The sequence below is a fragment of the Bacillus altitudinis 41KF2b genome, assembly GCF_000691145.1.
Lineage (GTDB): Bacteria > Bacillota > Bacilli > Bacillales > Bacillaceae > Bacillus > Bacillus altitudinis.
In genome coordinates this window covers 478607-501414 of sequence record NZ_ASJC01000001.1, presented here as the reverse complement: position 1 = coordinate 501414, position 22808 = coordinate 478607, and the positions used below count along the sequence as shown (strand labels likewise).

21 protein-coding genes are annotated in these 22808 nt (G+C 43.3%); 1 reads left to right on the top strand and 20 read right to left on the bottom strand.

Going from position 1 to position 22808, the window contains the following annotated elements:
* Positions 1 to 3 precede the first annotated feature (3 nt).
* The 13 genes from pknB to BA79_RS02505 form a co-directional block, all read right to left on the bottom strand.
* Positions 4 to 1959, bottom strand: a complete 1956-nt coding sequence (pknB, locus tag BA79_RS02565) for a Stk1 family PASTA domain-containing Ser/Thr kinase (RefSeq protein ID WP_017359108.1) — start codon at positions 1957 to 1959, stop codon at positions 4 to 6.
* The gene (locus BA79_RS02560) at positions 1953 to 2723 is read right to left on the bottom strand and encodes a Stp1/IreP family PP2C-type Ser/Thr phosphatase (RefSeq protein WP_034647887.1); all 771 of its coding nucleotides are present in this window, start codon (positions 2721 to 2723) and stop codon (positions 1953 to 1955) included. Before BA79_RS02560 ends, pknB begins: the two co-directional genes overlap by 7 nt.
* 3 nt (positions 2724 to 2726) lie before the next feature.
* Positions 2727 to 3815: a dual-specificity RNA methyltransferase RlmN gene (gene rlmN / locus BA79_RS02555; protein ID WP_024720337.1), complete on the bottom strand. Its 1089-nt coding sequence runs from the start codon at positions 3813 to 3815 to the stop codon at positions 2727 to 2729.
* Between the two features lie 3 nt (positions 3816 to 3818).
* The gene (rsmB, locus tag BA79_RS02550) at positions 3819 to 5162 is read right to left on the bottom strand and encodes a 16S rRNA (cytosine(967)-C(5))-methyltransferase RsmB (RefSeq protein ID WP_035700722.1); all 1344 of its coding nucleotides are present in this window, start codon (positions 5160 to 5162) and stop codon (positions 3819 to 3821) included.
* A complete protein-coding gene (fmt, locus tag BA79_RS02545; RefSeq protein WP_017359336.1) occupies positions 5149 to 6102 on the bottom strand; it encodes a methionyl-tRNA formyltransferase in 954 nt (317 codons plus the stop codon). The genes rsmB and fmt overlap by 14 nt, the downstream gene beginning before the upstream one ends.
* 5 nt (positions 6103 to 6107) lie before the next feature.
* Entirely contained in the window at positions 6108 to 6590 is a 483-nt protein-coding gene (gene def / locus BA79_RS02540) for a peptide deformylase (RefSeq protein WP_008344891.1), read from the bottom strand.
* A gap of 15 nt (positions 6591 to 6605) precedes the next feature.
* Positions 6606 to 9014, bottom strand: coding sequence for a primosomal protein N' (gene priA, locus BA79_RS02535; RefSeq protein WP_017367219.1), 2409 nt, complete (start codon positions 9012 to 9014; stop codon positions 6606 to 6608).
* Positions 9011 to 10228, bottom strand: coding sequence for a bifunctional phosphopantothenoylcysteine decarboxylase/phosphopantothenate--cysteine ligase CoaBC (coaBC, locus tag BA79_RS02530; RefSeq protein WP_035700719.1), 1218 nt, complete (start codon positions 10226 to 10228; stop codon positions 9011 to 9013). Before coaBC ends, priA begins: the two co-directional genes overlap by 4 nt.
* Before the next feature lie 115 nt (positions 10229 to 10343).
* Positions 10344 to 10547, bottom strand: coding sequence for a DNA-directed RNA polymerase subunit omega (gene rpoZ / locus BA79_RS02525; protein ID WP_008344896.1), 204 nt, complete (start codon positions 10545 to 10547; stop codon positions 10344 to 10346).
* A 3-nt stretch (positions 10548 to 10550) separates the two neighbouring features.
* The gene (gene gmk, locus BA79_RS02520) at positions 10551 to 11165 is read right to left on the bottom strand and encodes a guanylate kinase (RefSeq protein WP_007499680.1); all 615 of its coding nucleotides are present in this window, start codon (positions 11163 to 11165) and stop codon (positions 10551 to 10553) included.
* Between the two features lie 9 nt (positions 11166 to 11174).
* Positions 11175 to 11444: an extracellular matrix/biofilm regulator RemA gene (remA, locus tag BA79_RS02515; protein ID WP_008344898.1), complete on the bottom strand. Its 270-nt coding sequence runs from the start codon at positions 11442 to 11444 to the stop codon at positions 11175 to 11177.
* A 76-nt stretch (positions 11445 to 11520) separates the two neighbouring features.
* Positions 11521 to 12396 carry a YicC/YloC family endoribonuclease gene (locus BA79_RS02510; protein ID WP_007499682.1) on the bottom strand — a complete coding sequence of 292 codons (876 nt, stop codon included), beginning with the start codon at positions 12394 to 12396 and terminating at the stop codon, positions 11521 to 11523.
* Between the two features lie 83 nt (positions 12397 to 12479).
* A complete protein-coding gene (locus BA79_RS02505) occupies positions 12480 to 15155 on the bottom strand; it encodes a calcium-translocating P-type ATPase, SERCA-type (RefSeq protein ID WP_035700716.1) in 2676 nt (891 codons plus the stop codon).
* Between the two features lie 165 nt (positions 15156 to 15320).
* On the opposite strand from BA79_RS02505, the gene BA79_RS02500 reads away from it, so the two are divergent.
* Positions 15321 to 17030 carry an Rqc2 family fibronectin-binding protein gene (locus BA79_RS02500; protein WP_035700713.1) on the top strand — a complete coding sequence of 570 codons (1710 nt, stop codon included), beginning with the start codon at positions 15321 to 15323 and terminating at the stop codon, positions 17028 to 17030.
* Positions 17031 to 17061: 31 nt separating this feature from the next.
* On the opposite strand, the gene BA79_RS02495 is transcribed toward BA79_RS02500, so the two are convergent.
* Genes BA79_RS02495 through BA79_RS02465 form a run of 7 tightly spaced genes read right to left on the bottom strand, consistent with a single transcriptional unit; the run spans position 17062 to position 22772 of the window.
* Entirely contained in the window at positions 17062 to 17565 is a 504-nt protein-coding gene (locus BA79_RS02495) for a precorrin-2 dehydrogenase/sirohydrochlorin ferrochelatase family protein (RefSeq protein WP_035700710.1), read from the bottom strand.
* Positions 17546 to 18364, bottom strand: coding sequence for a sirohydrochlorin chelatase (locus BA79_RS02490; protein ID WP_326116882.1), 819 nt, complete (start codon positions 18362 to 18364; stop codon positions 17546 to 17548). Before BA79_RS02490 ends, BA79_RS02495 begins: the two co-directional genes overlap by 20 nt.
* A 43-nt stretch (positions 18365 to 18407) precedes the next feature.
* The gene (gene cobA, locus BA79_RS02485) at positions 18408 to 19163 is read right to left on the bottom strand and encodes a uroporphyrinogen-III C-methyltransferase (protein WP_035700704.1); all 756 of its coding nucleotides are present in this window, start codon (positions 19161 to 19163) and stop codon (positions 18408 to 18410) included.
* Between the two features lie 28 nt (positions 19164 to 19191).
* Positions 19192 to 19785 (bottom strand): adenylyl-sulfate kinase, encoded by a 594-nt coding sequence (cysC, locus tag BA79_RS02480; protein ID WP_008344911.1) that lies wholly within the window; start codon positions 19783 to 19785, stop codon positions 19192 to 19194.
* Between the two features lie 13 nt (positions 19786 to 19798).
* A complete protein-coding gene (gene sat / locus BA79_RS02475) occupies positions 19799 to 20935 on the bottom strand; it encodes a sulfate adenylyltransferase (protein WP_008344912.1) in 1137 nt (378 codons plus the stop codon).
* A gap of 57 nt (positions 20936 to 20992) precedes the next feature.
* Complete coding sequence (cysP, locus tag BA79_RS02470; protein ID WP_008344915.1) at positions 20993 to 22057, bottom strand: sulfate permease; 1065 nt, start codon at positions 22055 to 22057, stop codon at positions 20993 to 20995.
* A gap of 13 nt (positions 22058 to 22070) precedes the next feature.
* A complete protein-coding gene (locus tag BA79_RS02465) occupies positions 22071 to 22772 on the bottom strand; it encodes a phosphoadenylyl-sulfate reductase (protein ID WP_035700701.1) in 702 nt (233 codons plus the stop codon).
* Positions 22773 to 22808 lie beyond the last annotated feature (36 nt).

Sequence of the window (22808 nt, the reverse complement as noted above, 5' to 3'; positions counted from 1 at the left end):
CCTTTATTCATCATCAGGGTATTCAATCGTTTTGGAGCTTACTACTTTATCATCCACAGTCACCTGATAGTATCCTTTTTGACCAGGTTCTATCTTAAATTTAATCGTGCGCTCAGTGGGAGCAGTGATTTTAAAGGTTTCATATAAATCAGAAATGCTATGTTCTGCATCATCAATGGATATTTGAACATTCATTTCTTGTCCTTCTGTTTCTGGTTCATACGGGATCGCAATTTTTTCAGTCACCGTTTTAGCCGGTTTCTCTTTTGGGCCAAGAGAGAACGTAATTTTGACCGTATCACCAGGTTTAACAGCTGTCCCCGCTCCCGGTTCCTGCTTCATGACCTCACCTTTCGGCACATCGTCAGAATATGCTTCTTTTTCATCTAGCTTTAGTCCATTATCCTCTAGATAATTTGATGCGGCCTGTTTACTATAGGTCGTTAAATCCCGTAAGGTAATATCGGCAGGGCCTATACTGACGGTCAATGTGACTTCTTCATCTGCTGCGACAAGTTCTGTATTCGCTGAAGGTTTCTGTTCCATGACAATGCCTGATTCTGTGTCATTATCATTCACTTCCTCTACAACAACCTGTTTAAACCCTTTTTTCTCTAATCGTTCTTTTGCTTTCTCGACCTTTTCACCTGTTACATCAGGTAATTCGGTTTTTTCTTTACCTGTACTTTGATAAAGCTGAATTTCTGTCCCTTCTTTTACCTTAGTTCCGATTTTCGGGTCTGTTTTGACAACCAGCCCTTTTTCAATCTTCTCGTCGGCAATATCAATGGGTTCAGAAGCGACGGTAAATCCGGCTTTCTTCAAGGTGTCTTCCGCTTTTTCAACCGTCATGCCAGAAACATCGGTCACCTCTACATCCTTTGGAAAGAGTAATCCTGGGAATACCGTGATCGCTAAAATGGTCGCAGCCGTCAAAACAAATAAGATCGACGCTACAATCCACGGCCATTTTTTCCGTTTTTTCTTCGGCTTTTGTTTCTCTTTTTTCTTTGGTTTTTGAACCGGGTGGACGGCTGTTTTTTCATTGTCTTGATCGACTTGATGATCTTTTATAATGGGAATGGCTTTTGTTGCTTCATGATCTTCTTCAATGACAAAGCGCTTTTCTTTTAGTCTTGCAGGGTCAAAAGCCGTTTTTAAGTCTTTTTGCATTTCAGATGCATCTTCGTATCGATAGAATGGATCTTTGGCCATCGCCTTTAAGATGATGTTCTCCACGCTTTGTGGTACAGAAGGATTCCACCTTCTCACAGATGGCGGCTCTGATTGCAAATGCTTCAGTGCGACACTGACAGCGGATTCTCCTTCAAATGGCATGCGTCCTGAAATCAGCTCATAAAGAACAATACCAAGTGAATAAATATCTGACTTTTTCGTTGCAAGACCGCCGCGCGCTTGCTCTGGGGACAAATAATGCACGGAGCCAAGAACAGAATTCGTATGGGTAATCGTCGCTGAGCTAAGTGCCATGGCAATGCCAAAATCAGTGACTTTGATATTCCCCAAGTTGTCTATTAATATATTGTGAGGCTTAATGTCTCGATGGACGAGCTGTTTCGCATGGGCTTCTTCCATCGCCGCAACGACTTGCTCCATAATGCGAACGGCTTCTTTTGGATGAAGCGGTCCATTGGCGTGTATGTATTCTTTCAGCGTCATCCCTTCGACATATTCCATGACAATATAATAAATGTCATCTTCTTCTCCTACATCGTAGATACTGACAATATTCGGATGATCTAAGCTGGCTGCTGATTGCGCTTCTCTCCGGAACCGTCTAATAAAATCATCATCGCTTGCAAAGTCAAACCGTAAAATTTTAATCGCCACTTCGCGATCTAAAATCATATCCTCCGCCAAATAAACGTTGGCCATTCCGCCTCCGCCTATGGCGCGAAGAATTTGATAACGGCCGCTGATCCTTTTTCCGATCAACACTTGCTGTCACCCTCCTCTGTTTGGGAGGAGATTTCTAACAGTACTGCTGTAATGTTATCTTCACCGCCGTTGTCATTCGCTGTTTGAACTAACTCTGTTACTTTTTCATCTGGTGCGGTTGTTTGCGATAAAATCTGAATCAAATGTTCTTCTTCTACTTTATTCGATAATCCGTCTGAGCAAAGCAAAATTTGATCTCCTGGATCCACTTCAAAAGTTCGTGCATCAATTTGAACGTGTTTATCCGTTCCTAACGCTTTGGTCAGCACATTTTTTCTTGGATGATATTCTGCATCCGCTTTTGAAATTTCTCCTGTTTTCACTAACTCATTCACTAGTGAGTGATCATCTGTTAATTGGGTCAGCGCGCCTTCTCTTAGCAAGTAGCAGCGGCTGTCACCAATATGGGCAATTGTGACCGTTTGCAAATGAACGAGCGCACAAACGATGGTCGTCCCCATTCCTTGGCATTCCTCATTGTTTTTCGCATGTTCGTATACTTGGTCATTAATGTCGCTAATTTTTGAGATTAACCAATTTTCTTGATCGGCTGGTTTATTTGGAATTGAAGATGTTTCTTGCCAGTATTCTTTTAAAGAAGAAACTGCCATCTTGCTGGCTACATCACCAGCAAGATGACCTCCCATTCCATCTGCTACAACAGCTAGAAGTGTGTCTTCTTTTGCTTCAAAAATACCTGCATCATCTTCATTATGCTGACGGACTTTTCCTGTATCGGTTTGAAAGGCTGCCCTTATCAACATTCGTCACCTCGTCTCTTCCTGACGCTCCTTCGCTCTTAGCTGACCGCAAGCAGCATCAATATCATGGCCTTGCTCTCGTCTAATCGTTACGTTTACGCCTCGTTCTTTCAGCGTTTTTTCAAATAGGAAGATTTGTTCTCTTGGTGTTCTCACGTAATCTCTTTCTGGTACATAGTTCACCGGGATGAGGTTTACATGGCATTTGATTCCTTTTAATAAATCAGCAAGTTCTTCTGCATGATGAACTTGATCATTGACTCCGCCAAACAGACCGTATTCAAAGCTCACTCGTCTGCCTGTTTTTTGAATGTAGTATTCAATAGCTTCCATTAATTTTGGCAGCTTGTATGCCTTATTGATTGGCATGAGCCGGCTTCGAATTTCAGTATTTGGTGCGTGCAGGGAGACAGCAAAGTTGATTTGCATTTGCTCATCCGCAAATTGATAAATCTTTGGAATGATCCCGCTCGTCGAAACCGTAATATGACGTGCTCCAATATTTAAGCCGTTATCATGGTTAATGATTTTAAGGAATGCAAGCATTTCATCAAAGTTATCAAACGGTTCGCCAATTCCCATGATGACAACTGAGCTGACACGTTCATCTGTTTCATCAAGCGCCTGTTGTACTTTCAATACTTGGGCCACAATTTCTCCCGCCTCAAGGTTACGTTTCAAACCACCAAGTGTAGATGCACAGAATGTACAGCCAATCCGGCAGCCAACCTGTGTTGTGACGCAGACAGAGTTGCCGTATTCGTGGCGCATTAGCACGGTTTCAATGGTATAGCCATCGTGTAATTCAAATAAGAACTTGATCGTTCCATCTTGAGATGTTTGTTTGATCACTGTTTTTAAAGTCGTGATGGCGAATTGATCTTTTAATTTTTCTCTTAATTCCTTTGAAAGGTTAGACATTTCATCAAAGGATGTGACGCGTTTTTCATAAAGCCACTCGAAAATTTGTGTTGCACGGAAAGGCTTCTCGCCTTGTTCCTTTAACCAGTCTTTGATTTCATTTAGCTCGAACGAGTAGATCGACGGCATGTCTGTTTTCAGTTCTTTTCTTACTTTTTGTTTTTGTTCTGTCATTTTTTATCCCTTCTTTCTCATGCTGCAAATAAAGAAACCATCTGTTCCGAAATAATGAGGAAGAATTTGTACACTTCCGTTTTGAACAAACGGAGCAACCTGCTCAGGCAGCCGTTCATTAAGAGATAGATCGGGGTCGAAGTCTTGGTGTTCTTGTAAAAACGCATGAATCACTTGTTGATTTTCTGTTGGATCCATTGTACATGTACTGTATACAAGGGTTCCGCCTGGCTTTAGCAGCTGGGCTGTTTCATGCAAGATCGATTGCTGAATTGTCGCAAGTCTTGCTGAGTCTTCCGAGGACTTTGTATATTTCATATCTGGTTTTCGTCTGATGACGCCAAAACCTGAACATGGTGCATCAATAAGAATACGGTCAAACGAAGCATCATCATAATGGTCGGATGCTTTTCTTGCATCAAGCGCTTTTGCCTCAATATGCGTTAAGTTCAGACGCTTTGCTGCCTGTTTAATCAGTTTTACTTTGTGCTCATGTAAATCAAGAGACACAATCTTCCCCTCATCGTTCATTCGCTCTGCGATATGTGTTGATTTACCACCAGGAGCGGCACAGGCATCAAGCACCATTTCTCCCGGCTGAGGATCCAGCGCTCTTGCGACAAGCATGGAGCTTTCATCTTGAATCGTGACAAAGCCCTCTTGAAAGAAAGGAGTAGATACGATAGATCCTTTCATGAGTTTGAGGGCATCCTCAGATAAGTCGCCGAGCTCTGTTTCAATTCCTGCATCCATGAGTTCTTGCTGCAGTGCAGTGCGGTCTTTTTTCATTCGATTGACACGCAATGTCTGCTTTGGCGGGACTAAATGAATACGGCACATGCTTTCTGTTGCTTCAAAACCGTACGCCTCCACCCATTCTTGTACGAGCCACAATGGATGGCTTGTCTCTATTGAAAGCCTTTTTACCGGATCTTTGATCGCATCAAATGCTGGCACGCCTTCTCTTTGCACGGAACGCAAAACGCCGTTGACTAGTGAAGAAATGCCTTTATGTCCGCGCTTTTTCGTTAGTTCCACTGCTTCATGGATGGCTGCACGATCTGGAATTTTTTCAAGGTAAACCATCTGATAAAGAGACATCCGCAAAAGCTGCATCACCCATGGAGCCACTTTTTGCGGTTTTTTCACAAAGGGTGTGAGCATATAATCAAGTGCCAGCTTGTTTTGCAGTGTACCGTATACAAGTTCTGTTAATAGCGGTTTGTCTTGATCGGAAAGTTCTTTCTCTTTCATCACTGACTGCAAAAGCAAGTTACTGTAGGCTTGATTTTGTTCGAGTTTGATTAAAGCGTCCAGCGCTACTTCTCTCACATTACTTTTCTTCATTGATTAACCCTAATTTCTGTCCAATTTCGATATTTGCGCCTCTTAAGAAGTCTTCACCGCTCATTTTTTTCTTTCCAGCGGGCTGTACACTCGTTAATAAAAGGCCTTGCTGATTTCCTGTTCCAACGACTGGTCCTTCTTTTTGAAGCTCAATCACTTTCCCAGGTTCTTCTGGTGCTTGAAGCGGAACTTTTTTCGCTTCCCATACTTTTAAGTTAGCACCGTTCCATTCAGTATAGGCAACTGGCCATGGATTTAAGCCGCGAACTTGGTTGTAAAGCTCTTCTCCTGGCTTGGTCCAGTCTAATCTTTCCTGCTCCCGCTTAATATTTGGTGCATACGTTGCTGCCTCTTCATTTTGCGGAATTGGCGAGATAGACCTGCTTAACACATTTGGAACTGTGTCTTTTAATAAGGCCGCACCAGCCACACTTAATTTATCATGCAGTGTTCCGACGTTGTCTAATTCATCAATTTCTACTTCTACTTTGCTAATCATGTCACCTGCATCAAGCTTTTCTACCATATACATGATCGTCACGCCTGTTTTCTTTTTGCCTTGCAGGATCGCATAATGGATCGGTGCACCGCCTCTTAGTTCTGGCAGCAGTGAGGCATGAACGTTGATACAGCCAAATTCAGGTTCATCAAGTAATCTTTTTGGCAAAATTTGTCCGAACGCTGCTGTTACGATCAAATCTGGCTTTAACGCAAGCACTTTATCAATTTCTTCATCAAGACGTACCTTTTCAGGCTGTAAAACTGGAATGCCGTGTTTTAAGGCTTCTACTTTTACAGGAGGCGGCGTGAGCACTCGTTTTCTGCCTTTCGGGCGATCAGGCTGTGTGACGACCCCGACAACTTCATATCCTTCTGTTATAAGTGTTTGCAGCACAGGTACTGAGAAATCAGGGGTTCCCATAAATACGATACGTGCCATTTTCTTCACCCTTCCATTTCCGCAAGTTCTTTTTCTGTATACGTTTGAATGATTTTCGACGTGAATAATACGCCGTCTAAGTGATCAATTTCATGCAATAAAGCTCTTGCTAAAAATCCTTCTGCTTCTATTGTAAATGGTTTGCCTTTCTTATCAAAGGCTTTCACCTTCACATAATTTGGTCTTTCAACCGTTCCGTACAAAGATGGAAAGCTCAGGCAGCCTTCAATGTCTGTCTGGCTCCCTTCCACATCAAGAATCTCAGGATTTACTAAGTCAATCCTCCCAGAATCTTCTCCGATATCGACCACGGCGATTCTTTTTGAGATGCCGATTTGTGGTGCGGCTAGGCCGACTCCATCTAGTTCAAGCATTGTATCATACATATCATCCAGCAGTTTTTTCAGTTTTTTATCGAATGTATCAACAAGCTCTGTTTGTTGTTCAAGCACGTCTGCAGGATGTAAGACTATCGGTTTGATTGCCACGAAAAGACCTCCGTTTTACATCATCATATATGGATTCATATCGATTGATATCATCAACTGTTTTTGTTCCATTTCTTTTTGATAATGATCTTGTATTTTCCGTAATAAACTTGCCAGTTCATTTTCCCTTTTGTATTTTATCACGCATTGATATCGATATCTATCTTTGATCTTAGCGATCGGAGAAGCAGCAGGACCGAGAATCCTTGTATTCGGTGCACAATTCATTTTCAGGAACTGAACAATTTTGTCTGTGACATGCGCTGCCTTTGTCACTTCTTCATGTGATACAGTCACCATCGCCAAAAAATAAAATGGCGGATAGGACTGATGACGACGGTGCAACATCTCCTGCTCATAAAAGGCTTCATAATCATGCTGTTTGGTTAATTCAATACTATAATGCGAAGGTGTATATGATTGAATAATGACTGACCCCGCTTTTTCATGACGTCCCGCCCGTCCGCTTACTTGTGTAAGAAGCTGAAACGTTTTTTCACTTGAACGAAAATCAGGGATGTGAAGAGACGTATCCGCACTAAGGACACCGACAAGTGTAACATCTGGGAAGTCTAATCCTTTTGCAATCATTTGCGTCCCAAGCAGAATGTCCGCTTCTTTATTACCAAAGGACGTGAGAAGCTTTTCGTGCGCGCCTTTCCGAGAGGTTGTATCTACATCCATTCGGATGACCCTTGCTTCTGGCAATACCTTCGTCAGCTCTTCTTCCACACGCTGCGTGCCTGTACCAAAATAGCGAATATGCTCACTATGGCATTCTGGACATTCTGCAGGTACAGGAGCTTCGTGACCGCAGTAATGGCACTTCAGCCGTTTTTGAAAGCGGTGATAAGTGAGAGAAATCTCACAATGTGGACATTGTTCCACATATCCGCAATCACGGCACATCACAAAGGATGAATAGCCTCTTTTATTTAGAAATAAAACAGCCTGTTCTTTCCTTTCAAGTACTTCTTTTAACCTGAGCATTAATTCTTCTGAGAACATGGAGCGGTTGCCGTTTCTTAATTCTTCTCTCATATCAATTAACGAAACGTGCGGCAGCTGCTGCTGATTGACGCGCCGTTTGAGCGTCAGCAGTGTATACACACCCTTTTTCGCACGCGCATATGACTCAAGTGAAGGCGTTGCACTGCCTAATACAACAGGACATTGGTGCCGCCCTGCTCGTTCAATGGCCACATCTTTCGCATGATACCGAGGCATTTCTTCTTGTTTATATGACGATTCGTGTTCTTCATCTATAATGATCATTCCTAGATTCTCAAACGGGGCAAAAACAGCCGATCTTGCGCCAACGACAAGCTTGACTTCCTTGCGGTGGATTTTCCGCCATTCATCGTATTTTTCCCCCGTTGATAAGCCGCTATGAAGGACAGCCACATTGGACCCGAAGCGCTCTTTAAAACGCTGGACCATTTGAGGCGTTAATGAAATTTCAGGAACTAGGACGATCGCTTCTTTTCCCTTTTGGAGGACATGATCAATCGTCTGTAAATAAATTTCGGTTTTACCGCTTCCTGTGACTCCGTGCAGTAAAAACGTTTCATGTTTGTCATCGCTCACTGCTTGATGAATGGGTTTTGCCGCTTCTGCTTGCTCTGTTGTGAGATCAAGAGGAGTAGATGGTGTAAACTCCCTATCCCGATAAGGATCTCGATAAATCTCTTCATAGCTTTCTGTTAACAGACCTTCTTGAATCAAGGCTTTTATCGTTTGAGAACTAGCACCTGTTTGCTGCTGCAAATCTTTTGCTAAAAACGTCGTTTCATTCGCTTGAAGTAAAAAAGCAAGTAACGCCTTCTGTTTCACCGCATTTTTCTTTAACTGTTCCTGCTTTTCTTCAAGTTTTTCTTTTGAAACAGCTGTCTGAAGTGTCCGCACCTTTTTCTTTCCGGATTTTTGCGAGACGTGATATCTGACTTCTAGATGACCTTTTTGGACATGCTTTTGAATAGGCTTCAGCTGTTCAGGCGGAATGTCAGCGTAAAGGATGCTCTCTTGCTGACCGAAAAGCTCTTTCAATGACTGCGGAAGTTCCTCAGCTGATAACACCTGAATTTCTTTTTCATATTTGGCTTTCATCGCTGCTGGGAGCATCGATTGAAGCGCCGTAATATGATAGGACAATGTTTTTTCCGTCAGCCAGTGGGAAAGCTCCAATAGCTCATCTGTCAGAACAGGAGATAAATCAAATAAATCGACAATGTCCTTGATGTTTCCTGACTGTACGTCTGTTTCTTCTTTGATTTTTGTCACAAACCCTTGAATCTTCCTTGGTCCAAAAGGAACCACTACCCTCATACCAGCCTTGACAAGGCCTTTAAAGCGGTCTGGCACACGATAGTCAAATGGCCTGTCAATGGCTTTCGTTGTGACATCGACGATCACTTCAGCAATCATGCTCGATCACGCTCTTTTGGCAGCAGCTGTTTTGCCTCCTGTAAGATTTCAAAGGCAAGGTCTTTTTTACTCATCATTGGCAGCTCTTTTTTTGTTCCGTCTGCTTTGATCAATGCTGCGACATTCGTATCTGTGCCAAAGCCTGCGCCCTCTGCTGCAACATTGTTCGCGACAATCATATCTAAATGCTTGGATTCGATTTTCTTTTTCGCATAATATTCTACATCCTGCGTCTCAGCTGCAAAGCCGACTAGCACCTGATGTTCTTTTCTTTTCCCAAGCTCTTTTAAAATATCTTTCGTCCGCTTAAATTCAACCGCTAGTGCACCGTCTTGTTTTTTCATTTTATGAGAATACGTCGTGACAGGCGTATAATCAGCAACGGCTGCTGATTTAATCACTATATCTGCTGTCTCGTATACATCTAACGCTGCTTGATACATCTCCTCAGCCGATTCCACTTGCACCACATCCACATGCTCAGGCGCAGTCAACGAAACAGGTCCTGAAATGAGCGTGACATCAGCCCCCATTTGCTCGGCAGCTTCTGCAATGGCATAGCCCATTTTCCCAGAAGATCGATTTGAAAGAAAACGAACAGGGTCGATCACTTCTCGTGTAGGGCCAGCTGTGACCACGACTTTTTTACCTGAAAGCGGCAAGCTGGCTGGCTCATCAAAAAACGCACGGATGTGTTCAACAATTTTTTCAGGCTCCTCTAAGCGTCCTTTTCCAATGTAGCCACATGCTAAATAGCCTTCACTTGGCTCTATAAACCGGTAGCCGTCTTCATATAAAGTGCGGATGTTCCGTTTGACAGCTGGATTGTCATACATGTGCACATTCATAGCCGGTGCAACCCATACAGGAGCTGTTGAAGCAAGCAAGGTGGTTGTGAGCATATCATCAGCAAGTCCTGCGGCCATTTTACCAATGGTATGTGCTGTTGCAGGGGCAACAAGAATGAGATCGGCCCAGTCAGCTACATCAATATGCGCAATGACTTTTGGATTGTTTTCTTTAAATGTATCCACATACACCTCATGCCGAGATAGGGCTTGGAAGGTGAGCGGAGACACAAACTCACGGGCAGATTCTGTCATAATCACTCTTACGTTTGCGCCTGCCTGTACGAGTTTACTAGTGAGTGCAGCTGCTTTATATACGGCGATTCCTCCGCTGACGCCGAGTAAAATATTTTTCGACTGTAACATTTGTTTGTCCCCCTTAACGGCCTTTTTCACAAATTCGACTACAATTCAAAAAAGTCAAAACCAATCATAGTTTTGACTTTTTTGAACGTATCGTATCTGCATAGCAGAAGCGATGTTATTCTTGCTCTTCTTTTTCAAATGTCAAAAGACCAGCATCGATTTCTTCAAGAGCTTTCCCTACAAATTTATAGGATTTTGTGTTTTCAATTTGTTGATCTTGATGGATTTGCATTTCACGTGCACGGCGTGCAGACACTGTGACAAGTGTATATTTTGAGTCAAGTTTGTTCATCAATGAGTCAATTGAAGGATCTAACATGGTTTATTCTACCCCCAGCATTTTTTTATATCTTGGTGCGACTCTGTCTCTTCGCAGGTGCTCTGCAAGGACGATCGCTTTAATTCTTTCACATGCAAGCTCGACATCGTCGTTTTCAACGACATAGTCATAAGCATCCATCATTTCAATTTCTTCTTTTGCAGCAGCCATTCGGTTACGGATGAGATCCTCAGATTCTGTCCCGCGTGTAATAATGCGGTTTTGAAGTTCTGAAAGACTTGGCGGTGCAAGGAAAATAAAGAGACCTTCTGGGAATGCTTCTCTTACTTGAAGTGCACCTTGCACTTCGATTTCAAGGAAAACATCTTTTCCTTCGCTCAATGTTTGTTCTACATAGTCAACAGGCGTGCCGTAGTAATTCCCAACATACTCTGCCCATTCTAACAGCTTTTTGTTTTCAATCATATGTTCAAATTCTTCCCTGGTTTTAAAGAAATAATCAACACCATTTCTCTCACCTTCACGCGGTTTGCGGGTTGTCACAGAAATAGAGTATTCAAATTTCGTATCTTCCTGGGAGAAAATGGCTTGTCTGACCGTTCCTTTTCCAACTCCCGAAGGTCCAGAGAGAACGATTAAAAGTCCTCTTTCTTTCATAATGGCGTATTACCCCTGCCCTTCATCTATGATTTCTTCTTTTACAGAAAGTCTTTGCGCGACAGTCTCAGGCTGAACGGCAGATAAGATGACATGGTCACTGTCCATAATGACAACAGCACGGGTTCTTCTTCCGTATGTCGCATCAATGAGCATGCCTCGATCTCTTGCGTCTTGTATCATTCGTTTAATCGGTGCTGATTCCGGACTGACGATTGAAATCATCCGATTCGCTGAAATGATGTTTCCAAATCCGATATTGATCAACTTTATGGTCATCTTCTTTCGTCCCCCTGTAATATAAACGTCTCTAGTCTCGCCGAAAGAGACGCACTGTAAACAGCATACACAATGACTATTCTATATTTTGCACTTGTTCTTTTATTTTTTCAATAGCGCTTTTCATTTCAACCACGAGCTTTGTTAAATGGTGATGGTTCGCTTTTGATCCAATCGTGTTCACTTCACGGTTGAGCTCCTGTACAAGAAAGTCAAGCTTTCGTCCGGCAGCGCCACCTTGCGTCAAAATTTGCTGGAACTGCTGAAAATGACTTTTCAGCCTGGTAATCTCTTCTGTAATGTCACAGCGATCAGCAAAAATGGCCGCCTCTGTGGTCAGTCTGCTCTCTTCAAGCGCCTCTCCGATCCATTCTTGCAATCTTTGATTCAATCGTTCTTTGTACTGACTCACAACCTCTGGTGCAAACACTTTGATTTCTTCTGTAAATGCCTCGAGTTCAGACAGCCTGAGTTCACAGTCTTTTTGAAGTGATGTTCCCTCCTGCTCTCTCATAAAGCAAAGCTCCTTGACAGCTTCTTCACAAGTGTCTATCAGCAAATGCTCCAGCTGCTCATTACGGCTGACTGACTCTTCCACCTGAACAGCCTGTTCCAGCTTCAGTAAGTCATGTGCATGCTGAATACCTGAAATATGATAGCGGTCCTCAAGGTCTTTTGCGGCTTTCATATATTCATCAAGCAGCGGCCAGTCAATCTGCAAAGACCGGCTTGCAAGTTTACCGCCTTCAATCGTAACAAACAGCTCAATTCGACCGCGCTGCACGTGACGAAGAATAATTTTTTTTAATGTATCTTCGAAATATAAAAGCGGCCTCGGCAAACGGGCATGAACCTCTTTAAAACGGTGATTGACCGATTTTAGCTCAACTGACACTGTCAGTTCTCCATCCGTTTTACTCGCTTGGCCGAATCCCGTCATACTGCGTATCATGTGAAAACACCCAATTCTTTCATATTAATAAAATGAAAAAGGTAATAGCAGACACTATTACCTCAAAATTATACCATAACCAATTATTTTTTTCTTGTCAAAAGTGATCCCGCCAGTAAAAAAGTTGGCAATGCAGACATACCGATGATCAGAAGCCAATCAACTGGTGCGACCGCCACCGTTTTGAAAATCGGCTGAAGCGGCGGATAATAAATGACCACAAGCATCAGCAGAAGGGAAGACACAACGGCGCCGATCAAGTACATATTCCCAAGTGGATTGCGTTCAAAAATAGACCGTTCACTGCGGCAGTCAAACACATGAATGAGCTGCGCCAAAACGAGTGTGCTGAATGCAACCGTCTGCGCATATTGAAGATTGTTCGGATCACGGTGATACACAAACATAAAGGCTAACAAAGTGGCAATCCCGATCAGAAACCCTCTTGATACGACCTTCCAGCCAAGCCCTCTTGCAAAAATCCCCTCTTTCATGTTCCGCGGCTTTCTCTTCATGACATCGCCTTCTGGTTTATCCATTCCAAGTGCCATAGCCGGCAAGCCGTCTGTGACAAGGTTTACCCACAAAATTTGAATTGGAACGAGAGGCAATGGAAGCGCAAGAAGCATCGCAAACAGCATGACCAAAATCTCTCCCACATTCGATGCCAGCAAATAGCGGACAAATTTGCGAATGTTTTCATAAATATTCCGGCCCTCTTTAATAGCGGATTTAATGGTTGCAAAGTTGTCATCAAGCAAAATAAGAGAAGAAGCTTCTTTGGCAACGTCTGTTCCGGTAATCCCCATGGATATACCAATATCCGCCTGTTTAATCGCTGGCGCATCATTCACCCCATCACCTGTCATCGCGACAATATGGCCGTTTTTTTGATAGGCCTTCACAATTCTCAGTTTATGCTCAGGTGATACACGGGCAAAGACGTACACATCTTCTGCTGTTTGCTCCAGCTCTTTGTCGCTTAGCTGATCCAGAGCTTTTCCATCAAGCACCTTTCCTTGCTTCGGTAAGAGACTTAAATCTTTAGCGATCGCTTTAGCCGTTTCTACGTGATCGCCTGTAATCATCACTGTTTTAATGCCAGCATCCCGGCATTCTTTAATCGCTCGTCTCACTTCAGGACGAGGTGGATCAATTATGCCCTCTAGACCGATAAATGTGAGGCCAGTTTCTGCCTGCTGAACAGATGTGATTTTTTCTGTCAGGCTTACTTTTTTATATGCAATCGCAATGGTTCTAAGCGCTTGTCTTGCTAAACCTTGAATGGCAGCTTCTGTTTCTTGCCGGTGGGCCTTTGAAAATGATGCGGTGCGTCCGCCGTGCATCATATGACTTGAACGGTTCATCAGCACATCTGGCGCCCCTTTGGCAATGACATACCGCTCCTTCTGATTCGTTTCCACGACGACTGACATCATTTTTCTTTCAGAGTCAAAAGGGAATTCCTCCACCACACGAAATCCCGCTTCGATGAATTGCTCTGTAAAACCCGCTTTACGCGCAGCGGTTAGAAGTGCTCCTTCTGTCGGATCACCATCAAGTCTCATCTCTCCGTCTTTTTCAACGATGGTCGATGTATTACAAAGTGCTCCGTATAATAGCACCTTTTGCAGACTTGGATGTTTGTCTACATGGACAAGTTCTCCGTTTAAGGTAAAATCACCTGACGGCTCGTACCCAGTGCCAGAAATATTCCACGTTTTCCCCTCTGCCCATACATGTGTCACTGTCATTTTATTTTGTGTCATTGTGCCTGTTTTATCTGAGCAAATAATCGAGGCACAGCCAAGTGTTTCCACAGCCGGCAGCTTTCTGACAATGGATTTTTGTTTAATCATCCGCTGCACACCTAGGGAAAGTGCGACAGTGACGATCGCCGGCAGTCCTTCTGGAATCGCAGCAACAGCGAGAGATACACCCGCTAAGAACATATGATACAAATCATGACCTTGCACCACACCAAGAACAACCACAAGCACAGTTAAAAATAATGCAGCAACAATTAAAATTTTCCCCAGCTGCTCAAGGCGTCTTTGCAGCGGTGTTTCCATATTACCTGCTGAATCCAGCATACCGGCAATTTGTCCCATCGCCGTATTCATCCCTGTACCAATGACAACCCCTACACCGCTTCCTCTTGTGACAAGCGTCCCCATAAAGGCCATGTTCGTCAAATCTCCAAGTGAGACATGATCTCGAGAGAGCGGACTCGCATGTTTGACCGCTGGGATGGACTCTCCAGTGAGGGCAGATTCTTCGATTTCCAAACTCTTTGTTTCTAGTAATCTGATATCTGCCCCAATTCGATCCCCACTTGAAAACTTCACAATATCTCCCGGCACGAGGTGCTTCGACGGGATCTTGACCCATTCATTGTTTCTCCTTGCATAGACATGCGGCGTTGATAATTCCTTTAGTGCTTGGAGGGACTTTTCCGCACGGCGTTCCTGATAAAAGCCAAGCACACCATTTATCAGCACAATCGCCACAATCGCCACAGCATCAATGTATTCACCTAAAAAGGCAGAAATAATCGTTGCCGCAAGCAAGATTAACACCATAAAGTCTTTAAATTGCGCTAAAAAAATAACGAACGCCGACGCCTTTTTCCCTTCCTGCAATTCATTTGGCCCATGCTTTTCAAGCCGCTTTTGCACATCTTTTTCTGACAGTCCGTCACCTATCGATGTATTCATTGTTTTTAATAAATCGGTTTGGTTCAGTTCATGCCAATTCATTTGACCTCGTCCACTCCTCTTTTGTTCTCTCTCTTATGCAGTGTTCTATAAGCCAGTTTATTCAGACTCGTCCTAAATCATGCTATAATAATAAGACTGCCTAAAGAACGAGAAAACGTAAGGTTCTTTCAGTAGATTTGTGTGAAAGAAGAGGGTGTATCCAACATGTCATTTGACGGCATTTTTACATACGGTATGACTAATGAATTGCAAGAAACATTAACTGGCGGAAGAATTTCGAAAATACATCAGCCATACAAGCATGAGTTGATTTTTCATATCCGGTCAAAGGGGAAGAATCATAAGCTGCTTTTATCCGCTCACCCGAGCTATGCAAGGGTACAGCTCACTGAGCACCATGATGATAATCCGAGCGAACCGCCAATGTTTTGTATGCTTCTCAGAAAACATCTTGAGGGTGGGTTCATTGAACGTTTTGAACAAATTGGGTTAGATCGGGTGATCGTGCTGCACGTGCGAAGCCGAAATGAAATTGGCGATGAACAAACCCGTAAGCTATATATTGAAATTATGGGCCGGCACAGCAACTTGATTCTCGTGGAGGACGAAACGGAGCAGATCATTGACGGACTGAAACATCTTTCTCCATCTGTGAACAGCTATCGAACGGTGCTACCAGGACATCAATATCTTCTGCCGCCGGCACAGCAAAAGCTGAATCCTTTTGACGTGACGAAGGAAGATATTTTAAAGCATTTACGTTTTCAAGAAGGGAAAATCGCCAATCAAATTGTCGATACATTCTCTGGGGTTTCTCCGCTGTTTGCTAAGGAAGCTGTCCACAGGGCCGGTCTTGCCAATCAGGAAACGATTCCAAGTACATTGCTCGAGATGTTTCAGCTCATTCAGGCGCATTCTTTTACCCCTCAGCTCACGAGAAAAGATGGGAAAGAGTATTTTTATTTATTAGAACTTCAGCACGTCGATGGTGACATGAAGACGTTTGATTCTCTTAGCGAGCTGCTTGACCGCTTTTATTTCGGAAAAGCTGAAAGAGACAGAGTCAAACAGCAGGCGGCTGATCTTGAACGTTTTGTTGCGAATGAAAAAAAGAAAAATGAAAACAAGCTAAAAAAACTAACAAGAACACTTGAAGAATCTCAAAATGCGCATAAGTACCAGCTTTATGGTGAATTGCTTACTGCCAATATATATGCAATTAAAAAAGGGGATAAAGAAGCGACTGTCATCAATTATTATGATGAAGAAGGCGGAGAGATCACGATCCCGCTCAAAACAAACAAAACCCCTTCTGAAAATGCACAAGCGTATTTTACAAAATACCAAAAGGCAAAAAATGCAGTAGAGGCCGTAAATGAACAAATTGAGCGAACACATGAAGAAATTGTTTATTTTGACGAGCTGATCCAGCAGCTGTCCTCTGCCTCACCAAAAGATTTAGAGGAAATAAGAGAAGAACTGGTGGAAGGAAAATATTTGCGTCCCAAACAAAAACGCAACGCCAAAAAGAAAAAACCATCGGCCATTCAGCTTGAAGCATATGAATCTTCTCAAGGTGTTCCGATTCTCGTTGGAAAAAACAACAAGCAAAACGAATATTTGACCACAAAGGCGGCAGCTCGTGATGACATTTGGCTGCACACAAAGGATATTCCTGGATCACATGTTGTCATTCGTCACAAAGCGCCTGATGAACAAACCTTGCTTGAAGCGGCACAAATTGCTGCCTACTTCTCGAAGGCAAAAGAATCAAGCTCCGTCCCTGTCGATTATACGAAAATCCGGCATGTGAAAAAACCAAACGGAGCAAAACCGGGCTTTGTCACATATGATCAGCAGCAAACATTATTTGTGACGCCTGATGAGGATGTTGTCCTAAAGCTGAGAAAATAAAAAAGAGCCGATTAAATCTTTAGATGAGATTTTATCGGCTTTTTCTTTGTCTTTTTTTTCTTTCTATATAGAGCTCATCCAGTGCATCTACATCCTCTTGTTCAAGCAAGGTCTCAATGGCCGCAGCCAGCTGTTTAGTGCGGGCTGGGCTTGCACCACTCGTAGATACGGAAATTGTCACTTTTCCTGCCCTTACAACCTTTGGCACAATCACATTGCCTAGCTCTGACTGGCTCACACAGTTGACAAGCTGATGAGGAAGCGCTGATTGCGTCATCCACTCGTTTACTGAAGCATCATCTGTAGCAGCAACAATTAAAAAAGCATCCTTTACATCTTCCGCATCCACTTTCTTTTTCTTCCAAGTCAGCTGATATGTCTCAATGAGATTCGCCATTTCATCACAAATGTCAGGGCTCACAATGGTTATGCTGCATGGCTCCATACATAGCGCACTCGTCCTTCTAGCCGCAATCCTTCCACCGCCGGCAATTAGCACGTGTTTATTGGTTAGATCAAGATGAACTGGAAGCATGGCTTTCTCCTTGAAAACGAAACGCATCCTCTTTGTTTAAGATGGTTTCCTGCACACGTTCAATATAAGCTGCTTTTACATGGGGATGAAACCCAATATACCGGCAGACATGGACATCTCGCAGCCGCTCTCTCGCCTGATTCGCTTCACTCTCAATCTCTTTCATTAAAATGCCGGTAAATAAAAGATAAGGCACGAGATAGACAGGCGTATCGCCATCTACTGTTAACTGTGCTAAGACGTCACGATAATTCGGTTCACACGCTGTAATAAAACACGGAAAAACCTCTGCACAAGGCAACATGCTTCGGACATCATCTGCAATGCCAAACACATCCCGCTTTACATCTGGATCAGAGCTTCCACGGCCAATTAAGAGAATTTTTGCACGCTCTCCCTTGTATCCAGCTTCTTCAATCCTTGCGATAACCGCTTTCGTGACTTCTTGGTTCACGCCTATAGGTCTTCCATATGTCACCTTCACTTGTGGGAAACGTTTTTGTACTTTCACAATCTCATCTGGAATATCTGATTTGGCATGCATGGCAGTTAAAAGGAGGAGCGGGACGATCGCAATGTGGGTTGCTCCTTTTTGTACACAAGTCTCAAACCCTTCTTCGATTGAAGGGTCTGTCAACTCTAAAAAACAAATTTCTTGGATATCTGCTTCCACTAACGGCATACAGCTTTTCATAAAAGAAATGGCTTTATCCTGTGCTTCTTTTACCCTGCTTCCATGCCCAACATAAAGGACAGCTTGTTTCATTTGACTCCTCCTTGCAACCTTAGTTTTATTCAGACGAAAAGACACGATGTCCACACGTGTCTTTTCATCTTTGTTTTCATTTCTCAATCAGTGCTGGTTCAAACCAGTTCAACTTTTGATGAAAGTGAACGACATCTCCTACCACGATTAAACTTGGGTGCTCGATCCCTTCTTTTTCAACCGTTTCAGATAGTGTCGCCACCGTGCAGCAAGTCGTCTTTTGCCTTGTGGTCGTTCCCCAGTGAATAAACGCAGCTGGGGTTTCAGGATTCCGCCCATTTTTCAAAAGCAGCCGCTGAACTCTTTCCACGTTTTTGACGCCCATGTAAATGACAAGGGTATCAATCCCCGTCGCCAGCGCTTCCCACTTTTCTTCAAAATGTTCATCCTTTTGATAATGCCCTGTCACAAACGCAACATTCGAGCTGAATTCTCGGTGCGTGACTGGAATGCCTGCATAAGCAGCGGCTGCAATGCCAGAAGTAATCCCCGGGACAACTTCATATGGAATACCATGCTCAGCTAAGCATTCGATTTCTTCACCGCCACGGCCAAATACAAAGGGATCACCGCCTTTTAGACGAACGACTATGTTCCCTTCCTTCGCATGAGCAACAAGCGCTTCGTTAATCGCTTCCTGTCTCATCGTATGATGATTCGGCAGTTTGCCGCAATAGATCAACTCCGCCTCCGGTTTGGCATGGGCAAGAATCTCTTGATTGACAAGACGATCATATAAAATGACATCTGCCTGCTGTATTGCCTTATGGGCCTTTAGCGTAATTAAGTCTGGGTCACCCGGTCCGGCACCAACAATGTATACTTTCCCCATCTTGCTTTCTCCCCCTGCCATCAGGCGATTATTTCGTTTTATCCTTTACATAATCAACAAGGCGCTGTTTTGACTCCTCGCGTGATAATTCACCTGTATCTAGGACGAGCTCAGGCGCAGCTGGCTCTTCGTATGGTGAATCGATTCCCGTGAAAAATGGAATTTCGCCGTTTCTTGCTTTTTTATATAACCCCTTTGGATCACGCTCTTCACACACGTTCAGATCACATTTCACAAACACTTCGTGAAATTCTCCGTCTTCGACTAACTGTCTTACGATTTGGCGGTCTTCTTGAAATGGTGAAATAAAAGCAGTAATAACAATCGTTCCTTGCTCAACAAATAATTTCGCCACTTCACCGATGCGCCGAATGTTCTCTTTTCTGTCGTCATCTGAAAAGCCTAAGTCTTTATTGAGTCCATGGCGTACATTATCGCCATCAAGAACTGTCACTTGGTACCCCTGTTCAAACAGCTCTCGAGCCGCTGCGTTGGCGATCGTCGATTTACCTGAACCGCTTAGACCTGTCAGCCAAATGATCCCGCTTGTATGGTTGTTTTTCTGTTGATATTCTTTTTTAGTAATAGATGAATCATGCCACACGATATGTTCGTTGCTCATGTCATATCCTCCTTTAAGATACCGTCGTTTTTAATCCTTCGATTAATGTTTCAATGACTTCTTTTCGGCTGAACGTGCTCGGTGGTAATTCACCATTTCTCAGCATCGTTCTAACCTTTGTACCTGAGAGAATGACATGTTCGCTTTTATCATGTGGGCATGTTTTTGGTGTAGCCATGGCTTCACATGTATTGCAGTAAAAGCTGTGTTCAAATTTTAATGGTGTGATCCCAATTTCTTCGCTTGTAAATTGTTCAAATAGCTCCTGCGCTTCGTATGTGCCGTAATAATCACCAACACCTGCATGATCTCTGCCGACAATAAAATGTGTACAGCCATAATTTTTACGCACAAGCGCATGAAAAATCGCTTCCTTTGGTCCAGCATAACGCATGGCAGCAGGAAAAACACCTAAAAAGACGCGGTCTTTCGGGTAATAACCGTTCAGTAACACTTGATAGCTTTTCATTCTTACATCTGCTGGAATATCATCAGATTTTGTTTCACCAACAAGTGGATTTAGAAATAGACCATCCACTGTTTCCAGTGCTGTCTTTTGAATGTATTCATGCGCACGATGGACTGGGTTTCTCGTTTGGAAACCGACAATTGTTTTCCAGCCGTTTTCTTTAAAATGTTTTCTTGTTTCTTCTGGCTCATACGTAAATTGCGGGAAAGGTTTTTCACTGCGTTTTGTCAGTGTAATTTTACCACCAATATACGTGTCACCGCGTTCAAATAATTTTTTCACGCCTGGGTGATTGCGGTCATCTGTTTTATACACATTCACTGCTTCTTTTTCCTTATCAGGTGTGTATTGATCTTCCACCTCAATGACCCCGTATACTGTTCCATTATACGATAGACGAACAATGTCACCTTGATTGATCTCCGCTGCTTTTTCCTTTGTGACAGGCAAAGTAATCGGAAGAGACCAAACGACACCACTTGCTAGTCGCATACTGCTGACAACTGCTTCATAATCAGCTTTCGTTAAAAACCCTTCAATTGGACTATACCCGCCAATTGCGATGAGTTCAAGGTCTGCAAAAGAGATGGCATCCAGCTCAATTTCTTTCGCAGCTGTGCTTAGATCAAATTCTTCATTTACTCGATTAATTAATACGCCACCATGTGGTGTTAAACTCATTTGTTCATCTTCCTCTCAATGTTCATATTTATTAGATGTTAATAGTCGGATTTATATTTAAATCCCGCCGCCCTGTTCATGAATCGAGCTGCTCTCATTTTTAACTGCCTTCATAAGACTCAGTGCACCTAATGAAGCTAGCAGTACACTCATCATGATAAAGATAGAGTAATAGTCTCCTTTTAAGAAAAGGCTTACCAGCAAATAAGATAGACTAAGTGATAAGAAAGGTGACACAACCCATACCTTCAGCATTTTTTTCACAACATGTTTATGAAAAATGTTCGGTCCACCCTTTGCCATACCTAGCCCAATAATGGACGATGAGGTAATTTGAGTAAGGGGAACAGGGAGTCCGAATATAGAGCTGACGATGACAAGTCCTGCACCGGTGCTCGATAATAGAATGCCTTCACCCGTTTGATAGCGTGTAATTTTCTTTCCGTTTGTTTCTAGTACCCTTCTTCCTAGAAGCAGCGCCCCAATGGCCACAAAGATTCCGCCGTAAAGGGTCCCTTGCCCGACTGATAAAACACCTGACGCGACAAGCGGGCCGACCGCATTGGCGACATTGTTCATGCCGGCTGAAAATGCTTCTAAAAACCCACTGATAATCAAAACAACAGATAAGATCAATGTACCTTTTTTGGATAACGTCCGTTTAGGGAACAATCTGATGATTTTGACAACAGCAAAGGTAAAAACAAAGGCAACAATCGGAATAATCACCCAAAAAGAGACAATGACTAAGATCGATTTCACATACAGCACTTTATATGCGGCTGCCACACCGACCACAGCTCCTACTGTGACCTCACTTGTGGATAAAGGAATGGCCAAGAGATTCGCTATGAAAAGTGATAATGCGGCCGAGCCAATGATGATACACACAATTTCAAGTGTGATGACAGATTCCGGCATAATCCCGGAGCTGATCGTTTTGACGACCTCACCGCCGCCAATCACTGAACCTGCTAATATTCCAACCGCACAAACGCTGAGCGCGTATATTGGCTTTTTGATCGCACCTGAACCATATGCGATGCCCATCGAAGCAGCTGCTCCGCTTGCGCCAATATTTAAAGCAAAGAATAAGCTAAATAAAATTGCGGCGATTTCCATACATTATGCTCCCTTACTCATGTAATCCGCACTCAGTCTTTGCTGTCCCTGACCATCTTCCAGAACGCAAATCATCAGCAGTAAATGCCGGCTGTGTACAAGGTGCACACCCGATGCTTGGATATCCTTGGTCGTGCAGCGGATTATAAGTAAGATCCTCTCTAGACGCATATCTCCATATGTCCTTCCACGTCCAGTGAATGAGCGGACATACTTTGACTGATTGGAATTTTTCATCCTTATTTAAGAAGTTCGTACCTGCTCGTTTAGGCGACTGCTCTCTTCTTAAACCAGACAGCCATGCCGGATAGCCAGATAGTGCCTCTTGCAACGGAATGACCTTTCTCATATGGCAGCAGCTTTGAGGATTCGTTTCCCATAATTTATCACCATGCTGCTCATTCTGCTCTCCCACCGTCAGCTCAGGTGTTTTCAGCACGATGTCTAAACCAGGATATCTTTCCTTAACTGCATCAATGGTGTCGTATGTTTCCTTGAAATGCAGACCTGTATCTAAAAAGACAATTCTTGCATCTTTTTTTACTTTTGCAATAAGATCGATCAGGACAATGCCTTCAATGCCAAAACTGCATGCATAAACGAGCTGATCACCATAGTGGCCGTACGCCCATTTCAGCACAGATAGGGCCCCTTTATACAAATCGTCCTCTTGAAATGTAATGGACGGCTCTTGCCAATTTTCATAAGTTAACATTGTTTCTCCCCTTCCGGAGTACTGCTTCTATTGCTA